Source organism: Paenibacillus sp. PAMC21692 (genome assembly GCF_014303795.1).
GTDB classification, from domain to species: Bacteria; Bacillota; Bacilli; order Paenibacillales; family Paenibacillaceae; genus Pristimantibacillus; species Pristimantibacillus agaridevorans.
This window is the reverse complement of record NZ_CP060293.1, coordinates 1817785-1834573: the sequence shown is the minus strand read 5'-3', so window position 1 is coordinate 1834573 and position 16789 is coordinate 1817785. Positions and strand designations below refer to the sequence as shown.

Sequence of the window (16789 nt, the reverse complement as noted above, 5' to 3'; positions counted from 1 at the left end):
TGTAGCAGCAATTTGTACGTTCAAATATGACCAATATCACAGGTTTATAGGGACAACTATGATATTTTTATGGAATCGTTTTTGATATTTACAAGTGAAGGGCGTGCTGACGCTTATGGCAACTGTGTTATCTAACGAACGTCTGACGGCTTCTGTATTCCGGCTTGCAATCGAAGGCAGCTTTCATGGTGAACCCGGTCAATTTTATATGCTCCGCTCCTGGGATAAATCCCCTCTTCTGTCCAGGCCGATCAGTATCCATGATCTTACTCCAACAGCAATTACCTTTTTAATTCGCGTACATGGCGAAGGCACCCGTCTTTTATCCCGATTAACTTCTGGCGAGATGGTGACCTTGTATGGCCCTTACGGAAACGGTTTTCCGAAGCCTGACGGGAACGTTGCCCTTGTAGGCGGCGGCATGGGTATTGCTCCATTATTATTTAGCGCCAAGAAGTTTCCCTTTTCAAAAGTATATCTTGGTTTTTCCGGCGAGCCGTTTGCCGTTGCTTCTTATCAAGCGCTTCATGGGGATGTCACCTTCCAGAGCGGCGGAACGATTCTCGATGCGATCGACTTGAACGGCTTCGACAAGATCTATGCATGCGGCCCTCTCCCGATGATGGCGGAGCTCAGGCGCCGGACCACAAAAACAGCTGCCCAGCTCTACGTGTCCATTGAAAAAAGGATGGCCTGCGGCATCGGCCTCTGCAATGGCTGTACGATTAATGTAGGAACCGGCAATCACAAGGCGTGCACGGTCGGACCCGTATTTCCAGCCGAGGAGGTGGACTTCGATGAACTGCTTGAGCTCTGAATTAGCCGGGGTAAAGCTTCGTAATCCCATTTTAATGGCATCCGGAACTTTTGGATTCGCCACGCCTGTCGCGAAGCTGTATCCGCTCGATAAACTTGGCGGCGTTGTCACGAAAGGGCTGACTGCAACGCCCAGAAGCGGCAACAAGGGAACACGGCTATACGAAACGCCTTCCGGGCTTATGAACAGCATCGGATTGGAAAATCCGGGAATCCCTCGCTTTCTGTCCTCCGAATTGGATGAAATGACAAGGTTGGATACGAACATCATCATCAATTTGGGCGGCAGCACCATCCAAGAATATGAGATAGGCGCGGCCATGATTGAAGAAGCCTGCAAACAGCGGAAGTCGGATGGGAAAAGAAGCGCGGATTTGCTGGAGCTAAACATCTCATGCCCGAATGTCAATGAAGGCGGGATGTTATTCGGATTGACGGCAGGACAAGCCCGTGAAGTCGTTCGCGTCGTACGCCGGACGACGAGTTTGCCGCTGCTGGTCAAGCTTTCCCCGAACGCGCAGGATTTGGTGCGGATAGCGGAAATGTGCGAGACGGAAGGCGCTAACGGCGTTTCATTAGTCAACACGTTTCAAGCGATGGCGATCGATATCCATGCAAGGAAAAGCGTATTCCGGCATGGCTATGCCGGCTTGTCCGGTCCGGCCATCAAGCCGATCGCGCTGCGAATGGTGCATCAGGTAACGAAGGCCGTTACGATCCCGGTCGTAGGGATGGGCGGCATCAGCTCGGCCTCCGACATCTTGGAGTTTATTATGGCCGGCGCCGCCGCTGTTCAAATTGGCACTTATAATTTCATGAACATAATGGCCGGCGCTTCTTTGGCGGATGAGCTGCAAACGCTGATGAAACAGGAAGGTATATCCTCTTTGCAAGAGGTCCGCGGAATCGTTTAAAAGTTTGTGATTTTAATCACGTACAGATCGAACAGCTTTCGCTAGTATTAAACTCAACGAAGGATATATGTCCAAACAAGCGACACGGTCGCTTGACTAACCCACAAGGGGAGATCGACATGAAACAGATTATCGTACTCGGCGGCGGCTACGGCGGTGTATTAACCGCCAAAAAGCTGGCCAATCAACTACGCAAGCATAAAGACGTTCAGATTACGCTTATCGACAGAAAACCTTACCACACCCTGTTGACCGAGCTTCATGAGGTTGCGGCAAACCGGGTGGAAGAAGATTCGATTAAGATCGACCTGAAAAAAATTTTCTCGGGTTTCCGCAATGTCAAAGTCGTTCTCGATGAAATTAACGGCATTAACTTCGATAACCAAACGTTGCAAGGGGAGCGGGCTTACGCTTACGATTTCCTCGTCATCGGCACAGGCAGCAAACCTACCTTCTTCGGAATCGCCGGCGCCGATCGGCATGCCCTTACGCTTTGGTCCTATGAAGATGCGGTTCGTTTGAAGGAACATACTCAGCAAATGTTCCGCAAGGCCGCCAAAGAACGGAATCCGGAAGCGCGGAAGGAAATGCTCACTTTTGTTGTCGTCGGCGGAGGTTTCACCGGCGTTGAAATGATCGGCGAGCTGGCCGAATTTACGGTTGAGCTGTGCAAAGAGTTTTACATTGATCCGGCGGACGTGACTTTGCACGTCGTCGATATGGTCGATAAAATACTTCCGATCCTTCCCGAGCAGCTCATTCGCAAAGCCGAGAAGCGGCTTCGCAAAATGGGCGTCAATATAATTACAGGCTCCAAAATTACGGAAGTGACCGAACACGGCGTTCGTGTAGGCGAGCAGGAGCTAAAATCCCGCACCGTCATTTGGACAGCCGGCGTCGAAGGCTCCGATCTCGCAGGTAATCTCGATGTCGAGCAAAAGGGCCGCAAACGGATTTTAACGAATGAAAAGCTGCAGGTACCGACGCATAACAATGTTTACGTCGTCGGCGACAACATCTTTTATATCCCTGAAGGCGCCGCGGCGCCCGTTCCGCAAATGGTGGAAAATGCGGAGCTGGCCGCCCCGATTATCGCGCATAACATCGTTGCCGACATTAAACATAAACCGATGAAGGCATACAAGCCGACTTTCCACGGCACGATGGTTTGTATCGGCAGCCGTTACGGCGTCGCCAATGTCGGCCTGCCGGGCAAAATGTTCCGCTTGAGCGGTCTTCCCGCCATGGCCGTAAAACACTTGATCAACATGGTTTATCTGTTCCAGGTGTGCGGCTTCAACAAAGTGTATCATTACGTTCTTCATGAATTTATCCATGTACGGAATAATCGAAGCTTTGTTGGCGGACATTTTGCCAAACGCTCGCCGAATTTCTGGCTTTTCCCGCTTCGCGTTTTCACGGGCGTTATGTGGTTCCTGCAAGGCGGGGACAAGATGCTTAAAATTATGGACGACCCGAATCACATCTTCCTGCTGCCTTCCAAGTGGGCGGACGGAACATCGGGCGCAAGCGTCGTGGCGGATGAAGCCGCGGGCTCCGCGCAAGCGGCGGTTACCGCCCTTCCGGTCCCCGATTTTATGAAATCGATGGTGGATTGGTCGATGGATCTCATGTTTTATAATGCGGACGGCGGGTTCACCTGGCTTGCTTATGTATTCCAAACCTCGATGGTAGGCGCGGAAATCATTGTCGGACTGCTTCTTATTGCCGGATTGTTTAGCGCGCCGGCCGCAGTCGCATCGGTGGCAATGGGTATTATGGTTTGGGTATCGGGTACGGCTCCGACGGAAATGTTATGGTATCTGGCCGCGGGCATTGCTTTGATCGGCGGCTCGGGCAGCACGCTCGGTCTGGATTATTATGTGCTTCCGCGCTTGAAGTCGCTGTGGAAGAAACTCCCGATCGTGAGACGCTGGTATATCTATACAGACTAAGGCATCTCGGAGAGTAATGTGTCTGGAGACATATTACTCTCTCTTTATCTGAGACTACTTGAAACGGGAGAGGGTACTATGGCAACAGATATGAGGCTTCTGTACGACACGATCAGCATGCTTCGGCATCATATCGAATCCGATACGGCAATTACTCTCGATGCGGAAGACGCCGACGAATGGATGAAGGATATGATCAAGCTTCTTCATATGTACAATATAACGGCTTCCCGCAAGATGACTCTTCTTGGCTGTTATGTTCTGTTGCGGCTTGCCGTCCGAAAACATCGGGAGCTTGCCCTGCATGATAATGCCGCGCTCACTCGCAGCATATTGGAAGGCGATTATTTATTCGGCCTTTATTATCGTTTCGGCATACAACGCAAGGAGTGGAAATTGCTTTATCATTTAGCCCCTTTTTATAAAAAAATGCAAATTTCGCTTCACGAGGATAAACCGTTGCAACCGATGCTGACCGAGCTCAGGGAAGAACTCCACACCTATTTGGAGAAGCACTGCGCTTAAGAGGTGGTTCAAAAAGTCCGCTTCCCATCACGAAGTATGTTCGATTAAAGGGGACGATAAGCATGAAACTGGATGAGGCGCTTCATATTGATTTGGGGGAAATCGATCATATGCTGCGAACGATCGTCGAAAGCGATCCTTCGTTATCCCCTGATTCCGACATACGCAAACACGTGCTGAGACTCATAGCCGCCGGCGGCAAACGATTGCGGCCCATGATGGTCATCGTTGGAAGCCGCTTCGGAAAGCCCGGCCCCCATTACAAAAATGCCGTTCTGCGGGCTGCCGCATTGCTTGAATATGTGCACACCGCGTCGCTTATCCACGACGATATTATCGATCAATCGGAGTTTCGGCGCGGCGTACCGACGCTCCATGCCGCAACAGACGTCCGCTCCGCCGTCTTTACCGCTAATTATATGATGGCACGCGCAATCGAATGGGCTTCGGCAGACGCAAGCGACGAAGACCAATCCGAGATGGCTACGACGACACGTATCCCCGCTCTTGCTTCCATTGTAACCGAGCTTTGTCTTGGAGAGTATGGACAGCTCCGCGACCGATTTAACTTCAAGCTGTCCATCGAAGCTTATCTGGACAAGACCAGACGCAAGACCGCGCTGCTGATGGCCCACTGCTTGCGCGCGGGCGCCGAAGCCGCGTACGCCAATCCTTATATAGGCGATAAGCTGTTCGCCTTTGGCGAAGCCTTAGGCATGGCTTTTCAAATCCGCGACGATGTTCTCGACTTTGGTGAATCCAACCTGGCCATAGGCAAACCGACAGGCGCGGATTTGCGAAATGGCATTATCACTCTCCCGGTGCTGTACGCAATGGAGGACCCGGAGCTTGCCAGTAAACTGTTCCTCTTATCGCAACAATCCTCGGAGAGCGACATGGATGAGGTTATCCGGCTTATTAAGCAAAGCGGAGCGGTCGACCGCGCTTCGTCGATTGCCGATACCTTTACGCTTCAAGCCCGCGAACTGGCTGTATGCCTGCGCGACTATCCCGCCAGCCAAGACTTGCTCCGCTTGACCGATTATTTCACCGCTTAACAAAATTACCCTCTACGGGTGGTCGGAAGTTGCTGTCTACGAGTATACCTCTGATAGACGGCAGAGGCGCTATTTTATCGGCTTTCGGCATTTTCAGTGCCGAGGTGCTTACTCGCTCCGGTTAACACCACCCTTCGAGCGGGGGAGCGAACCGACTTTTATAACAGAGAAATCCGCTTTATCGGTGTAAACCGACCACAATGCGTCGCTAGCAGGGGGACGGAGGCATTTGTGTATGAAAAAGCGACTACAATCGGGCGCAGACAGACGTGGGCGAGCAAATGTGTATGAAAAACTAACCACAGTGCCTCGCTAGCGGGGGGGACAGAGGCATTTGTGTATGAAAAAGCGACTACAATCGGGCGTAGAAAGACGTGGGCGAGCAAATGTGTATGAAAAACCGAGCACAATGCGTCGCTAGCGGGGGTACGGAGGCATTTGTGTATGAAAAAGCGAGCACAATGCGTCGCTAGCGGGGGTACAGAGGCATTTGTGTATGAAAAACCGAGCACAATGCGACGCTGGCGGGGGTACGGAGGCAATAATGTTTAACAAACCCCCCGCAAAAAAGGGATCGCCCTCAAACCGGCGATCTCTTTCCGCATGAATTCGTTTATTAGACCATTAACGCCGCAACGATCATCGTTACTCCGACTATTTGATATATCATCACCGTTGCTGCGTTGGCTTTTATAAACTTCGATAAGTTGTTCAGATTTGCCGCTGCCGTTCTTACGGATCCAATGGCAAGCGGGAGCGAAGCAAAACCAAGCAGCCAATACGGATTGCGTTGTACGATCACAAGGACAATCAGACTTGCATAAGCGCTTGCATACAAGATCGAATACAGCTTAATGCCGGCTTTTTTGCCGATCCGTACGAGCCAATTGCGTTTCTCCCCCTTCATATCCGCCTCATAATCCGGGTACTGATTAATCCACAGCACATTGGTAATCAGAAACGCCAGAGGAACACCCGCGAGCATGACCTGCCAGTCCAGACTGCCCGTAAGCATGACATACATGCCGCCAACGATTAGCGGGCCAAAGGTTAGGCCAACGGCAATCTCGCCTAATCCGTTGTAGTTCAGCTTAAACGGCGGCAAGCTGTAAAATACGGCTAATATCCCGCCTGCCATACCGATCCAGAAGACGGTCGGTTCCCGAAAGACAGCGATAGATACTCCGATCCAAAACGCCGCTGCCAGCGTCAGAAAAGCAATGATCGCCGTTTCGATAATCGACAGCTTGCCGTCAACAATCGTCTTTTTGCCGCCACTGAACGGATTACGTTTGTCAGGCGTAACATACTGGTCTACTCCCGTTAAATAATCCACAAATTCATTTACCGCGTTTTTGCCTATTTCGATCAGATAAATCCCGATCAGCGCAAGGCCGAACCACCATAAGTGAACCGTTCCGGTATGAGCGTAAGCCAGTGCGCCGCCCACAAGCATCGGCACGGTCGATGCAATCCAGATTTTCGGGTCGGCCAGCTGCCAGAAGCCGCTCCATAATCTTTTTAATTCAGCAGACATATGCCTCTCCCCCCCATTTATTTAATAGATATAACCACGACGGATGCCAGCGGTACAAGGAACAACAGCAGGAACAAGGTGTCTCGAGCCTTCCAGCTCAAGGTATGAATAGCCGATCTCGGGGCGCCTAGCCGATAACCGCGCGCTTCCATGGAGTCGGCCAGATCGATCGCCCGGCGGAAAGCCCCTGCCATGACAGGCACCATTAAGGAAAGAATCAGTCTCGCCCGTTGCTTGAGCGGCTTGCCCGTCAAGTCCAGCCCTCTGGAAAGCTGAGCCTTCCAGATACGCTCCGCTTCTTCGAATATCGTCGGAATAAATCGAAGAGCAATGCCGACCATAAGCGCAGCCTTCTCCGGATGAAACCCAACCGCCCGCAATGGCTTCATCATGCTGCCAAGTCCCTGCGTCAACCGATCAGGCTCTGTGGTAAACGAGATCATTGCGGCCAATGCGACAAAAATCACCATCCTCGCAGCGGATATCAACCCTTTTTCCAGCCCCCCTGCGTAGATGGCAAATGGGCCTACATCAATAAACCGCGCGCCTCCCTGCTCGAAGGCCAGATGGAAAATAACTATAAATAAAATAATAAAGAGAAGGGGCTTTACTGCCCGGGCAAAATACGATAGAGGAATATTCGTACTCTTCATCATGAAGAGCGAAAAGGTTAACATAACGAGGACAGCCGCATAAGAGTCCGTTAAAAATATGGCGCACATAAAAAGCAGCATGGCGGTCATCTTGGATCGGGGATCCAGCCGATGTATCCACGAATCTCTATCGATGTATCGCCCGAACACCATTCTTGCACGCATATAGATCCCCTCCACTCATGGCTGCGTTATTTAGCAGCAGTCCCTTGATCCAGGCAGCCGCCTTCTCCGGATTGAGGTATTCCTCCGGGAGCGGCGCGTGAAATTGCTCGGATAAAGCCAGCATCAGCCCAATGGATGGGGGCAATACTATGCCCGCTTCTGCGAGCAGCTCCGGCTGTCTCAACAATAAGCCCGAATCTCCTTGAACAACCGCCTTGCCATGATGAATGACAACGTATTGATCGGCGTACGGCAACACCTCTTCCAGACGGTGCGTCACGATTATGATCGTTTTGCCCTGCAGCCGAGAGAGGTTATGCAGCAGCTCCAGCAGTTCCTTCCGACTTTCCTGGTCCAGCCCGGAGGTTGGCTCATCCAGCACAATGATATCCGGATCAGCCGCCAGCACGGCAGCGATTGCCGCCTTTCTCATCTGTCCCCCACTTAGCTCAAAGGGACTTCGCTGCAATAACGAGTCGTCCAGGCCAAGCAACGCGGCAGCCTTCCGCGCCAACTCGGCAGCCTCGTGCTTCGAGTAACCGAAGTTGAGCGGCCCAAATTGAAGATCGTCTTGTACCGTAGCTTCAAATAGCTGCTGCTCCGGGAATTGAAAGACAAGCCCCACTCTCTTACGTAATCCGGCTAATGTCCTGGCCCGCAATTTGCGCTCGGAACGTCCGTTCTTCCCGGTATTTGGCCCCAGATGAAAATCCAAAATCGCAAGCGATCCTTCCGCAGGCTGCAATAGTCCGTTTAAATGCTGCAGCATGGTTGATTTGCCCGAGCCGGAAGCGCCGACAATGGCCGTAAACGACTTTTCCTTCAACGTAACCGTAAGATCGCTTAGTCCTAACCGCGAGAATAACTTGCCATCCTCGTAGTTGTAAGTGACGTTTTCGAAATGAATGCCCATAGCTCCTTCTGCACCTCCTCCTCGGTAAAGCGCTCGCCGATCCCGATCCCCTGGCGCTGCAGATCTCTGCACAGCTGCAGCATGTAGGGAGTTTGCAGCCTGCATTTTCTACGCCATTCGTCGCGGATCAGAAGCTCCTCCGGGATTCCGTCGCCGATCACGCTGCCGTCCGCGAGCATAATGATTCGCTCCGCCTCCAGCAGTTCGTCCGTGTCGTGAGTGACCGAGATCAACGTATATCGGTTTACCGCTTGCAGTTGTTTCATAATGCCCAGCACTTCGCGCCTCGAGCTTTCGTCCAGCATCGACGTAGCCTCGTCGAACAGGATAATGCGCGGCTCCATCGCAAGCACGGAGGCAATGGCGACGCGCTGCTTCTGACCGCCCGACAGGGAGGAGGGATGACGCCCAAGAAGGTCTGTTATGCTCAGCAGCTCCGCGTATTGATGAATGCGGCTGCGAATGGCTTCCGGCTCCAAACATCGATTGGCCATCCCGAACGCGATATCCTCCGCTACCGTCTGTCCCACAAATTGATTATCGGGGCTCGCGAATACGAAGCCGATCTCTTTCCTGACCTCCCAGACAGTATCCTCCGCAAGCGTTAAACCATTGATCGTGACGGAGCCTTCATCGGCAAGCAACAGACCGCTTATCAGCCTCAGCAGAGTCGACTTGCCGGAGCCGTTCATCCCGGTAACGCCAAGCCATTGTCCCGCCGGAATTTCGAGCGAGATGTCGGATAATACGGGCGCGCCCGAGGACGGAAGACCGATCGTTACGCGGGACAGAAGGACGGCTAACGGTTCCAAACGCTTAATGTCTCTCATCGTCCTCCCCCTTTCCTTTGCGGTAACGGCATGCGGAACCACTGGATGCGCTGCATGGAGGCGATCAGCTTTCCCGATACCAATCCGACAAATAATCCGGTAATGATGCCCGACACTAATAGGAAAGGCAAATAATAAAAAATTTTGGTTGTATTCAGTACGATGGCAGCCGCCGCAAGCTGCCCCAGATTATGAGCGATGCCGCCCATGACGCTAACCCCGAGCAGGCTAAAGCTGTTGCGCCCGAGTCTCAGCATCAGGTACATGATCAGGAAGCTACCAAGCGCCCCGAGTATGCTGAATAGAAAGGTCGAGAAGCTGCCCAATATGAACGAAGTGAGAAGCGTCTTTAACAGAATAAGCGACAGCGCGTCTTTGACCGTAAAAACATAAAGGCAGGTTAACACCATAATATTGCCAAGGCCGAGCTTCGCTCCCGGCACCGCAACGGCAAAAGGAATGAGCGATTCCACAATACCGAGTACAACCGCAACGGAAGCGAATATGGATATGACCACTGTTCTGCGAAGCTCATTCCGTTCAGAATACAACCGCATCGACATCATCTCCGTTTCCGTCCGCACCGATTATTTCAACGAATATTCGGTTCGGCAAACAAACAATGGTTCCTCCTTTACGATGAACATGCCCAAAACCTGAGCATAATTGGTCGGGACAATCCGCTTCGATCATTTCAATTCCGTAATCGGATATCCGAAGCAGGTTGTAGCCGCGGCTTGTTTCGATTTCAATCTCATGGGCAGACTCCGTTAATTCAACCGTGCGGTAATGCTCGCCATTTACCGTAATGACAGCCGAAGCCGACGCGCCGGAAGTTTCTTCGTTCGCAAGGAACGGCACGATGAACCACGCCAATACGCCGAGCAGCACCACTCCAATCCAAATATCTCCTTTTTTCATCATCCATCGCTCCGTTCCTTTGTACATACTTTCATTATGATTTTTTCCTTATACGGGAACTATGATATTTCTCACTTTCTCGTCGCGGACGATCTGATACGGTTAGAACAAATAACGAATGAGAAGAGGCCGCCAATGAAATCTATACAGCGAAAAGTTGCGATGGCCGTTCTGCCCGCTCTAATTATGCTGCTGTTCGCAGCGGGCTGCGGCAGCGACTCGGGCGACAAGTCGAATGCGAAGAGATCGGAACCGCAATCCCATACTTATTATATTTTTGACACGGTCGTTACTCTGCGCGTGTATGATGATCGGATGACGAGCCAACACTTTGAGGAAGTCAACGAAATATTAGAGCGTATTGATCGGGAGATGAATCGCCAACGAGAAGACAGCGAGCTTGCGGAAGTGAATGCTAAAGCGGGGAAATCGGCTGTAACGGTCTCGGAAGAGACGATGCAGGTCATTCAAGCGGCAATAGTTTATGCGCATTTGTCAGAGGGCAAATTTAATCCGGCCATCGGCCCGCTTGTCGATATATGGGGGATCGGCAACGAGGGGGCCTCTGTCCCCGAGCAGAAGTTGCTTAACGAGAAACTTGAGCTTATAGATTATAAAGATGTCGTTATAGATGAGGCCAATCGGACTGTTCGCTTAAACAGAGCCGGAATGGTATTGGATTTGGGCGGCATCGCAAAGGGCTACGCCGCTGATGCGATTGCCGATTATTTAAAAAGCGAGGGCTTTGACAGCGCGATTATTGATCTCGGCGGCAATATTATGGCCTTGGGCAATAAACCGAACGGAAGCCAGTGGAATATCGGCATACAAGAGCCTGACGAGCAGCGCGGTCAACAGGTTGGCTCCATCAAAGTCGGCAACCAGACCGTTGTAACTTCCGGCGTCTACGAACGTTTTTTCAAAAAAGACGGTCGGCTTTATCATCATATTCTGGATACAAGCACCGGCTTTCCCATTCAAAATGGCCTGCTCAGCGTAACGCTTGTGACGAATTTGTCCATCGATGCGGACGCCCTGTCAACGACGGCCTTCGCGATGGGGGCCGCGGAGGGCAAAACGTTTATCGAATCGCTCGATGATGCCGAAGCCATCTTTATAACGGAGAACAAGGATGTCATCGTAACCTCCGGGCTCGCAGGGCGGTTCAAATTAACAAACAAGGATTACCGGCTGGTTGATTGACTATCGGATTATGCAGGCGCCATAGATCAAATTATCCTTTGCTTCTTTTGCCGAATTTGAGTTGCACCCGTTTGCGAAGTTCAAAAATCGTGAGCGCGCCAATAAACCAACTAATCAGACCCAATAGCAGGCTTAACCACCAAGAGCCTGTAAGCTGCAAGGCATACAGCACGGTGACCACGCATATGGCGCAACCCGTCATGCCGAATACAGAACCCTTCGCAATTTCCGATGCCTTCCCGGAACCCTGGCTGATTCCGACCATAAGTACCGCAACGACCATAACGGCGGGAAACGCGGCGAATATTCCTCCGAGCGTTTCCCATGGCAGCAGAGCGGACGCGATATAACTAAGCGCTACGGCAATTCCGCCGATCAGAAATCGGAGCAAAAAATCCTTTATACTCATCCCGAATCCCCCTCTTATACAATAAATAGCATATATGAAATCGAAAACGACACAAGGAACCAGCCGAACACGGACAGGGTCAGTCCCCTCTTCCATCCCTGCCTTGCGACCAAAACACCTGCTGCAAGCGCGCAGACGATGTTGATTGCCATCCCAATCAATGCTCCTTGCGACAAAACAATCGATTGCCGAATCAGATCGTAGCCGGAATGATCCCATCGAATTGTCAGCAGTGCCGCCAAAAAAACGACCGGAAATGCCGCAAAAATCCCTCCGAAAACGCCTCCGACCCGCCTGGAGATCAACGAGGCGACTGCAACGGCGGTGCCGCCAAGAATAAACCTCAGCAAAATGCCGATAAAAGAAATGGAAAGCATGTGCATTCTCCTCCACTAACTTCGTGATTATTTTCACGTATTTATCTGTATCGAGAAATTAGCCCCATTATAATCTTTAAGCTCGCGATAGACTGTTAGGTAAATCACAAAACCCGGCAGGCGTCTCCGGCGCAAAGTCTCAAGTACGCGTCGCAAATTGCGAGGCTGCCGCTTAACGGACATATGCGACGTTATTCTTCGATATTTTAGGTTTTCAAAAATCTAACAGACACACGCGACCTTATTTGCACCATCATCGCGCATATTGGCTCCAAAACGATTCGCGGCCGTGCAGCAGCTTGGAGGCGAAGCGCGTTTCATTCCGTAACTGATCCCATTAAATAGGCAGGAAAAGGGGCTGTTTAGGATGAATAAGAAATGATTGACGTTCGTTACGATACTTGGCTTCGGCACATGTTTTCGTATGGCTCCGCCGCAACCGCATTACTGGCTGCAATGGAGCGTCTATCGTGTTTGCACGCGCGCTTGTTCTGCCCTTGGACGGAGCGACGGCTCGGACCGGGTTTACGGATGCCGAAGAAATTCCGGCATGGGCCAGCCAGTCGGCTAACGCCTTGGCCGGAGCCGGCATCGTCCGTAGCAAAGGAGGCAATCGTTTCGCGCCGCTGGACAACGCAACCCGAGCCGAGGTATGCGTCTTGATCTTGAAAGCATTATCCTACAATTGAAAAGGGGATTCTAACATGCGAATAACCGAATGGAACGGCTACGACAGGATCGAATTTGAATTGGATGGCAAGGAAGGTCTTGTCGTGTTGCCCCATACATTTGCGCAAGGCAGGCCTTGGGTGTGGCGAGCCGAGTTTTTCGGCGATTTCGACTATGCGGACATGGCGTTGCTGGAACAAGGATATGCCCGCGCTTACTACAGGCAGAACGACATGTACGGCTGCCCTGAGGCCGTGGAGGGGATGCGCAGGTTCCAGACCTTCGTTACTCGTTTGTTCGGCCTGTCGGAGAAAACGATTCTGTTCGGCTTCAGTCGCGGCGGGTTGTATGCCTTTAACTACGCGGCGACTTACCCGGATCAGGTAGAGCTGCTGTATCTGGACGCTCCCGTGCTCGACATTCGAAGCTGGCCTGGCGGCAAAGGCGTCGGTCCGGGCGCAGAACGCGAGTGGCGGGAATGTCTGGCCGCATATGGGCTTTCGGAGGAGGAAAGCGTTTATGCCGAGGTCTCTCCGCTAAACAAGATCGAAGCGGTTGCGGCGGCTGGCATTCCCATTCTGCTCGTGGCCGGCGATGCCGACGAGCTTGTGCCGTACGCGGAGAATGGCGCCTTGCTCGTTCCGCGATACCGCGGTCTGGGCGGAACCATCGTCGATATCGTAAAGGAAGGCGTCGGCCATCATCCGCACAGTTTGGAGGATCCGGCGCCGATCGTCGCGTTCCTACGGGAGCATGCGGAACGGCATCACTCAAGCGAGTAATAAGCCCTCTCGTGTAGGATGTTGAAAGGGCAAGTTAACCAACTTCTGAGCCCGGCGCCGTTGTACACATCGCCTGTCTCGTCGAGAAAACAAAAGGAGACGGCCAAGCGCATCGATTCGCGCATAGCCGTCTCCCCTTATATTCGGTCACTATTGCATCTTTATTCTCTGTTGCGGCAATACTACCCGATTGCTCAAATACCGCTCCTTCGTCCCACCCGGCGCAACCGGCAGCGCGACGGAGATGGTCTCGCCGCCCGCTTCCAACGATGCTCCTACGGAATCGGCTATTTGCTCGGCAGAAGCTCTCGGCAGTTCTTCACCCTCTCCGAGCAAACTAAGCTGGAACATCCACGCCGCTTCCTTAACCTCATGAAAATCGAACTCCCGCTCTTTCCCGACATACAGAACGTAATCCAGATACAGCGCCCTATTATCCGCTTCCGGCACACCGTCGGCTTCCGGATGAGCGGAGTCCGCTCCGGTCCCCAGCGACAACTGAAGTCCGCCATAATCCCAACGTTCCTGCAGGAGCCGGACGGCTAGCGTATACTCTCCGAAACGGAGCTGTACCCGGCGGCCATCTTCGTCGATCCGCGGCTCAAGCCCCTCCCGCGCTCCGCCGACTTTAAAGCGAATGCGCAGATCGCTGCTCCGGAACCGACCGTTAATGATGTCCAGATCGGAGTGCCATGCCCCGTTGTCGGTCAGCAAATTAAAGCCGAACAACGCATGCGGTCCCGTCTGCGCTCCCGCGAACATCGCCGAGCAGAAGTCCGCTCCGTCCTTCAGGAACTGCAGCTGCACGTAGGATGTGCGATCCCCATCCCTAAGGTAGGCGACCAGATTGCGCCGCTGGTTCCACATGACGCCCTTGCTGAAAGTGCCCAGCGACAGCTTGTCATTGCGGTACAACGTCGCGTAAACCTGGTAACCCGCCTGCTCCTCCATCAGCGTCGGCTCGGTCAGACTACGCGTCGCAAGAGACTGGAACAGCGGACGATGCTCCTTGGGACAGCGTATATTTTCTCCGAATTCGAAGATTTCGTCCAGCAGCGCCTCCTCCAGAAAAGCCCGCTCGTCCGGGCGTAGCCACGTGCTATAAGTACGGCTGTGCGGTCCGCTCCACTGCCCGGTGCCCGCATGATAATGTTCTCCGGCCATCCTCCACGCCAGATTTATCAGCTCGTCGGCATACCCAACGGCTTCAGCGTTCGCGGAATAGGCTGTTATGCTGTGCAATTCCTTGATTGCAATCGGCGTATAACAAGGGCTGTTGTATTCCGAGAAGGTACCGATGCCGAACGTAAAATCATAGAACCGCTTGATGCGGGCAAGGCCATAGTCGCGGAACTCGGCGCTCTCGAGCAGTTCGCCGCCGACCAGCGTAACGAAAGCGCCCATGATTGCAATGTTCGTGTAATGCGGGCCGACATTACGTCGGATGATCGCTCTGCACGCATGCCCGATCGCTTCGCGCACGGATGCCGCCAATTCGGGCGACAGCTTCCCCTCATGTTTGATCAGCGTGACGATGAGCCGCTTGCCGTGGAAATCGGCCATATTCCAGTCCGGCCGATCCATCTCGGCCAGCGGCTCCTCGTAGAAGTACGGCCAGATGCCGTACGTATCCGATTCCGGATTGCGGTCCTGCAGAGGCAAGACGGCTTCCAGGATGCGATTCGCCCTCGTGACGCCCTCCGGCTCGCCTGACTCCAGCAAATAATAGGCATATTCTTCGGAGACAAGCAGACCGTACACCTCCGGCGTCGTCTTGCGTTTCAGCGCCGTATGGTAGGTGGCGGTGAGCGGGGTGCGAAGCAACTGTACGGTCTCGTCGAAGGTTTGAGCCCTTTGGTCAATAAGCTCTTGAAGCCTCTCTCTATTCATCCCCGGTTTCTCCTCTCCGGATGGCCTCCGACAGCAGCATGAGCGTCAACCCTTGTCCGTATAACGTCGGATGAATCGGAATGGCGTTGTACGCCTCGATCGATTCCATGACCGGCGTCCCGCTGGAGACGCCGCCTACTTCGCCCCGATCGTCGATATGAGACAGTATGGCGTGAAGCGCCTTCCTCGCGGCTACCGCATACTTCTCTTCGTCCGGCAGCAAGCCCGACTCTGCGGCAAGCCATAGACCGCAAGCGATCCCCGCGCTGCCCGATACTTCCATGTAATAATCCGGCCGATCGAGAACGGTGCTCCACAGGCCGTCCGGCTGCTGGAAGCCGACCAATCCGTCCATCAGCCGCTGGTAACGCTCTCGCAGTTCCGCTTCGATCGGCATAAACTGCTCGATCTCCTTCACAATCATAGGTACGCCGACCGCGATCCAGGCGTTAGCCCGCGTCCACCGTGCCGCGGACATATGATCTCCTGCGGCGCAATTCCAGCCATGGAACAACACGCCCGTCTCCGCGTCTTCCAGCAAACGCAGATGCAGCAATACCTGCCGCTGAGCCTCTTCCGCATAGGCCTTGTCGCCAATAAGCGTCGCCGTGCGCGCAAGGAACAAGACCGCCATAAAAACAGTGTCCGCCCACACCTGCTCGGGAAAATTTGCGTTTTCCGTCACGGTATGCTCGAATGCCTGTTCACGCGTACGCGGCGCCTTCTCCACGATCCATTTTGCCACGCGCGCCGCCTCTTCCTTCAGCCATTCCTCCCCTGTCCGCTTATACAGACCCGGAAAAATCGCGTAAGGAGCCACCGCGTTAATGACGGGTTCCGGCGCAGCCTGATTCCTGTTGCGATTCACCCATTCCAGCAAATACGAACGAACCTCCGCCTCATCCGTCTTTTCCCCATGTTCGAGAAGCGCGATGACGCCGACGCCGGGTACCCAGTCCCACTTGTCGATATCCATCCCCCAGTTGCCGGAATGATCCTTTTTCATGTGCTCCCATACTTTGCCTGCTATCGCTTTCAAGTTCTCCATCCTCTATTCACGCCTTTCGTATGCTGATGCCATTATCCTAACATTCGATGCAGGCATGCGCTTGGGGCGACATCCCGAAAAGGTGGGGATTCGTCCAAAAATGCAAAGAAAGACGGCAGCCCGG

General features: G+C 53.1%; 18 protein-coding genes. 8 read left to right on the top strand and 10 right to left on the bottom strand.

The features are described 5' to 3' along the window. Positions 1 to 115 precede the first annotated feature (115 nt). From H7F31_RS07420 to H7F31_RS07400, 5 genes are all read left to right on the top strand, one after another. Positions 116 to 817: a dihydroorotate dehydrogenase electron transfer subunit gene (locus tag H7F31_RS07420; protein WP_187103604.1), complete on the top strand. Its 702-nt coding sequence runs from the start codon at positions 116 to 118 to the stop codon at positions 815 to 817. After that, a complete protein-coding gene (locus H7F31_RS07415) occupies positions 798 to 1730 on the top strand; it encodes a dihydroorotate dehydrogenase (protein ID WP_187103603.1) in 933 nt (310 codons plus the stop codon). Before H7F31_RS07420 ends, H7F31_RS07415 begins: the two co-directional genes overlap by 20 nt. Positions 1731 to 1849: 119 nt before the next feature. After that, positions 1850 to 3685: an NAD(P)/FAD-dependent oxidoreductase gene (locus H7F31_RS07410; protein ID WP_187103602.1), complete on the top strand. Its 1836-nt coding sequence runs from the start codon at positions 1850 to 1852 to the stop codon at positions 3683 to 3685. Between the two features lie 78 nt (positions 3686 to 3763). Then, positions 3764 to 4210, top strand: coding sequence for a hypothetical protein (locus H7F31_RS07405; RefSeq protein ID WP_187103601.1), 447 nt, complete (start codon positions 3764 to 3766; stop codon positions 4208 to 4210). A 62-nt stretch (positions 4211 to 4272) separates the two neighbouring features. After that, positions 4273 to 5268: a polyprenyl synthetase family protein gene (locus H7F31_RS07400; RefSeq protein WP_187103600.1), complete on the top strand. Its 996-nt coding sequence runs from the start codon at positions 4273 to 4275 to the stop codon at positions 5266 to 5268. A 616-nt stretch (positions 5269 to 5884) separates the two neighbouring features. Here the strand turns inward: H7F31_RS07400 and H7F31_RS07395 are convergent. From H7F31_RS07395 to H7F31_RS07370, 6 genes are read right to left on the bottom strand one after another with little or no spacing between them, the layout of a single operon-like run. Beyond that, a complete protein-coding gene (locus H7F31_RS07395; RefSeq protein WP_187103599.1) occupies positions 5885 to 6805 on the bottom strand; it encodes a prenyltransferase in 921 nt (306 codons plus the stop codon). A 17-nt stretch (positions 6806 to 6822) separates the two neighbouring features. Continuing rightward, on the bottom strand, positions 6823 to 7623 hold the full coding sequence (locus tag H7F31_RS07390; protein ID WP_187103598.1) for an energy-coupling factor transporter transmembrane component T family protein: 801 nt from the start codon (positions 7621 to 7623) through the stop codon (positions 6823 to 6825). Beyond that, positions 7586 to 8536, bottom strand: a complete 951-nt coding sequence (locus H7F31_RS07385) for an ATP-binding cassette domain-containing protein (RefSeq protein WP_187103597.1) — start codon at positions 8534 to 8536, stop codon at positions 7586 to 7588. Before H7F31_RS07385 ends, H7F31_RS07390 begins: the two co-directional genes overlap by 38 nt. After that, positions 8473 to 9366 carry an ATP-binding cassette domain-containing protein gene (locus tag H7F31_RS07380; protein ID WP_187103596.1) on the bottom strand — a complete coding sequence of 298 codons (894 nt, stop codon included), beginning with the start codon at positions 9364 to 9366 and terminating at the stop codon, positions 8473 to 8475. Before H7F31_RS07380 ends, H7F31_RS07385 begins: the two co-directional genes overlap by 64 nt. Next, the gene (locus H7F31_RS07375; protein WP_187103595.1) at positions 9363 to 9923 is read right to left on the bottom strand and encodes a Gx transporter family protein; all 561 of its coding nucleotides are present in this window, start codon (positions 9921 to 9923) and stop codon (positions 9363 to 9365) included. Before H7F31_RS07375 ends, H7F31_RS07380 begins: the two co-directional genes overlap by 4 nt. Further along, positions 9907 to 10290: a NusG domain II-containing protein gene (locus H7F31_RS07370; protein WP_261800336.1), complete on the bottom strand. Its 384-nt coding sequence runs from the start codon at positions 10288 to 10290 to the stop codon at positions 9907 to 9909. Before H7F31_RS07370 ends, H7F31_RS07375 begins: the two co-directional genes overlap by 17 nt. A 132-nt stretch (positions 10291 to 10422) precedes the next feature. On the opposite strand from H7F31_RS07370, the gene H7F31_RS07365 reads away from it, so the two are divergent. Continuing rightward, positions 10423 to 11490, top strand: a complete 1068-nt coding sequence (locus H7F31_RS07365) for an FAD:protein FMN transferase (RefSeq protein ID WP_187103594.1) — start codon at positions 10423 to 10425, stop codon at positions 11488 to 11490. Positions 11491 to 11521: 31 nt separating this feature from the next. On the opposite strand, the gene H7F31_RS07360 is transcribed toward H7F31_RS07365, so the two are convergent. Together H7F31_RS07360 and H7F31_RS07355 are read right to left on the bottom strand one after the other, a co-directional pair. Next, complete coding sequence (locus H7F31_RS07360; protein WP_187103593.1) at positions 11522 to 11899, bottom strand: DUF3147 family protein; 378 nt, start codon at positions 11897 to 11899, stop codon at positions 11522 to 11524. Between the two features lie 14 nt (positions 11900 to 11913). After that, positions 11914 to 12276: a DUF3147 family protein gene (locus tag H7F31_RS07355; protein WP_187103592.1), complete on the bottom strand. Its 363-nt coding sequence runs from the start codon at positions 12274 to 12276 to the stop codon at positions 11914 to 11916. A gap of 470 nt (positions 12277 to 12746) precedes the next feature. Between H7F31_RS07355 and H7F31_RS07350 the strand changes: the two genes are divergently transcribed. Both H7F31_RS07350 and H7F31_RS07345 read left to right on the top strand, forming a co-directional pair. Further along, complete coding sequence (locus H7F31_RS07350; RefSeq protein ID WP_187103591.1) at positions 12747 to 12965, top strand: S-layer homology domain-containing protein; 219 nt, start codon at positions 12747 to 12749, stop codon at positions 12963 to 12965. A gap of 15 nt (positions 12966 to 12980) precedes the next feature. Continuing rightward, positions 12981 to 13727, top strand: coding sequence for an alpha/beta hydrolase family protein (locus H7F31_RS07345; protein ID WP_187103590.1), 747 nt, complete (start codon positions 12981 to 12983; stop codon positions 13725 to 13727). Between the two features lie 150 nt (positions 13728 to 13877). On the opposite strand, the gene H7F31_RS07340 is transcribed toward H7F31_RS07345, so the two are convergent. After that, the gene (locus tag H7F31_RS07340; RefSeq protein WP_187103589.1) at positions 13878 to 15617 is read right to left on the bottom strand and encodes a hypothetical protein; all 1740 of its coding nucleotides are present in this window, start codon (positions 15615 to 15617) and stop codon (positions 13878 to 13880) included. Next, positions 15610 to 16665, bottom strand: a complete 1056-nt coding sequence (locus H7F31_RS07335; RefSeq protein WP_187103588.1) for a glycoside hydrolase family 88/105 protein — start codon at positions 16663 to 16665, stop codon at positions 15610 to 15612. The genes H7F31_RS07340 and H7F31_RS07335 overlap by 8 nt, the downstream gene beginning before the upstream one ends. Positions 16666 to 16789 lie beyond the last annotated feature (124 nt).

What these genes read in the sequence shown, in the direction of transcription:
- H7F31_RS07340 (WP_187103589.1), bottom strand. Translation starts at nt 15,617, where the DNA reads ATGAATAGAGAGAGGCTTCAAGAGCTTATTGACCAAAGGGCTCAAACC.
- H7F31_RS07375 (WP_187103595.1), bottom strand. Translation starts at nt 9,923, where the DNA reads ATGCGGTTGTATTCTGAACGGAATGAGCTTCGCAGAACAGTGGTCATA.
- H7F31_RS07395 (WP_187103599.1), bottom strand. Translation starts at nt 6,805, where the DNA reads ATGTCTGCTGAATTAAAAAGATTATGGAGCGGCTTCTGGCAGCTGGCC.
- H7F31_RS07405 (WP_187103601.1), top strand. Translation starts at nt 3,764, where the DNA reads ATGGCAACAGATATGAGGCTTCTGTACGACACGATCAGCATGCTTCGG.
- H7F31_RS07385 (WP_187103597.1), bottom strand. Translation starts at nt 8,536, where the DNA reads ATGGGCATTCATTTCGAAAACGTCACTTACAACTACGAGGATGGCAAG.
- H7F31_RS07360 (WP_187103593.1), bottom strand. Translation starts at nt 11,899, where the DNA reads ATGAGTATAAAGGATTTTTTGCTCCGATTTCTGATCGGCGGAATTGCC.
- H7F31_RS07400 (WP_187103600.1), top strand. Translation starts at nt 4,273, where the DNA reads ATGAAACTGGATGAGGCGCTTCATATTGATTTGGGGGAAATCGATCAT.
- H7F31_RS07380 (WP_187103596.1), bottom strand. Translation starts at nt 9,366, where the DNA reads ATGAGAGACATTAAGCGTTTGGAACCGTTAGCCGTCCTTCTGTCCCGC.
- H7F31_RS07365 (WP_187103594.1), top strand. Translation starts at nt 10,423, where the DNA reads ATGAAATCTATACAGCGAAAAGTTGCGATGGCCGTTCTGCCCGCTCTA.
- H7F31_RS07345 (WP_187103590.1), top strand. Translation starts at nt 12,981, where the DNA reads ATGCGAATAACCGAATGGAACGGCTACGACAGGATCGAATTTGAATTG.
- H7F31_RS07420 (WP_187103604.1), top strand. Translation starts at nt 116, where the DNA reads ATGGCAACTGTGTTATCTAACGAACGTCTGACGGCTTCTGTATTCCGG.
- H7F31_RS07390 (WP_187103598.1), bottom strand. Translation starts at nt 7,623, where the DNA reads ATGCGTGCAAGAATGGTGTTCGGGCGATACATCGATAGAGATTCGTGG.
- H7F31_RS07335 (WP_187103588.1), bottom strand. Translation starts at nt 16,665, where the DNA reads ATGGAGAACTTGAAAGCGATAGCAGGCAAAGTATGGGAGCACATGAAA.
- H7F31_RS07370 (WP_261800336.1), bottom strand. Translation starts at nt 10,290, where the DNA reads ATGATGAAAAAAGGAGATATTTGGATTGGAGTGGTGCTGCTCGGCGTA.
- H7F31_RS07355 (WP_187103592.1), bottom strand. Translation starts at nt 12,276, where the DNA reads ATGCTTTCCATTTCTTTTATCGGCATTTTGCTGAGGTTTATTCTTGGC.
- H7F31_RS07410 (WP_187103602.1), top strand. Translation starts at nt 1,850, where the DNA reads ATGAAACAGATTATCGTACTCGGCGGCGGCTACGGCGGTGTATTAACC.
- H7F31_RS07415 (WP_187103603.1), top strand. Translation starts at nt 798, where the DNA reads ATGAACTGCTTGAGCTCTGAATTAGCCGGGGTAAAGCTTCGTAATCCC.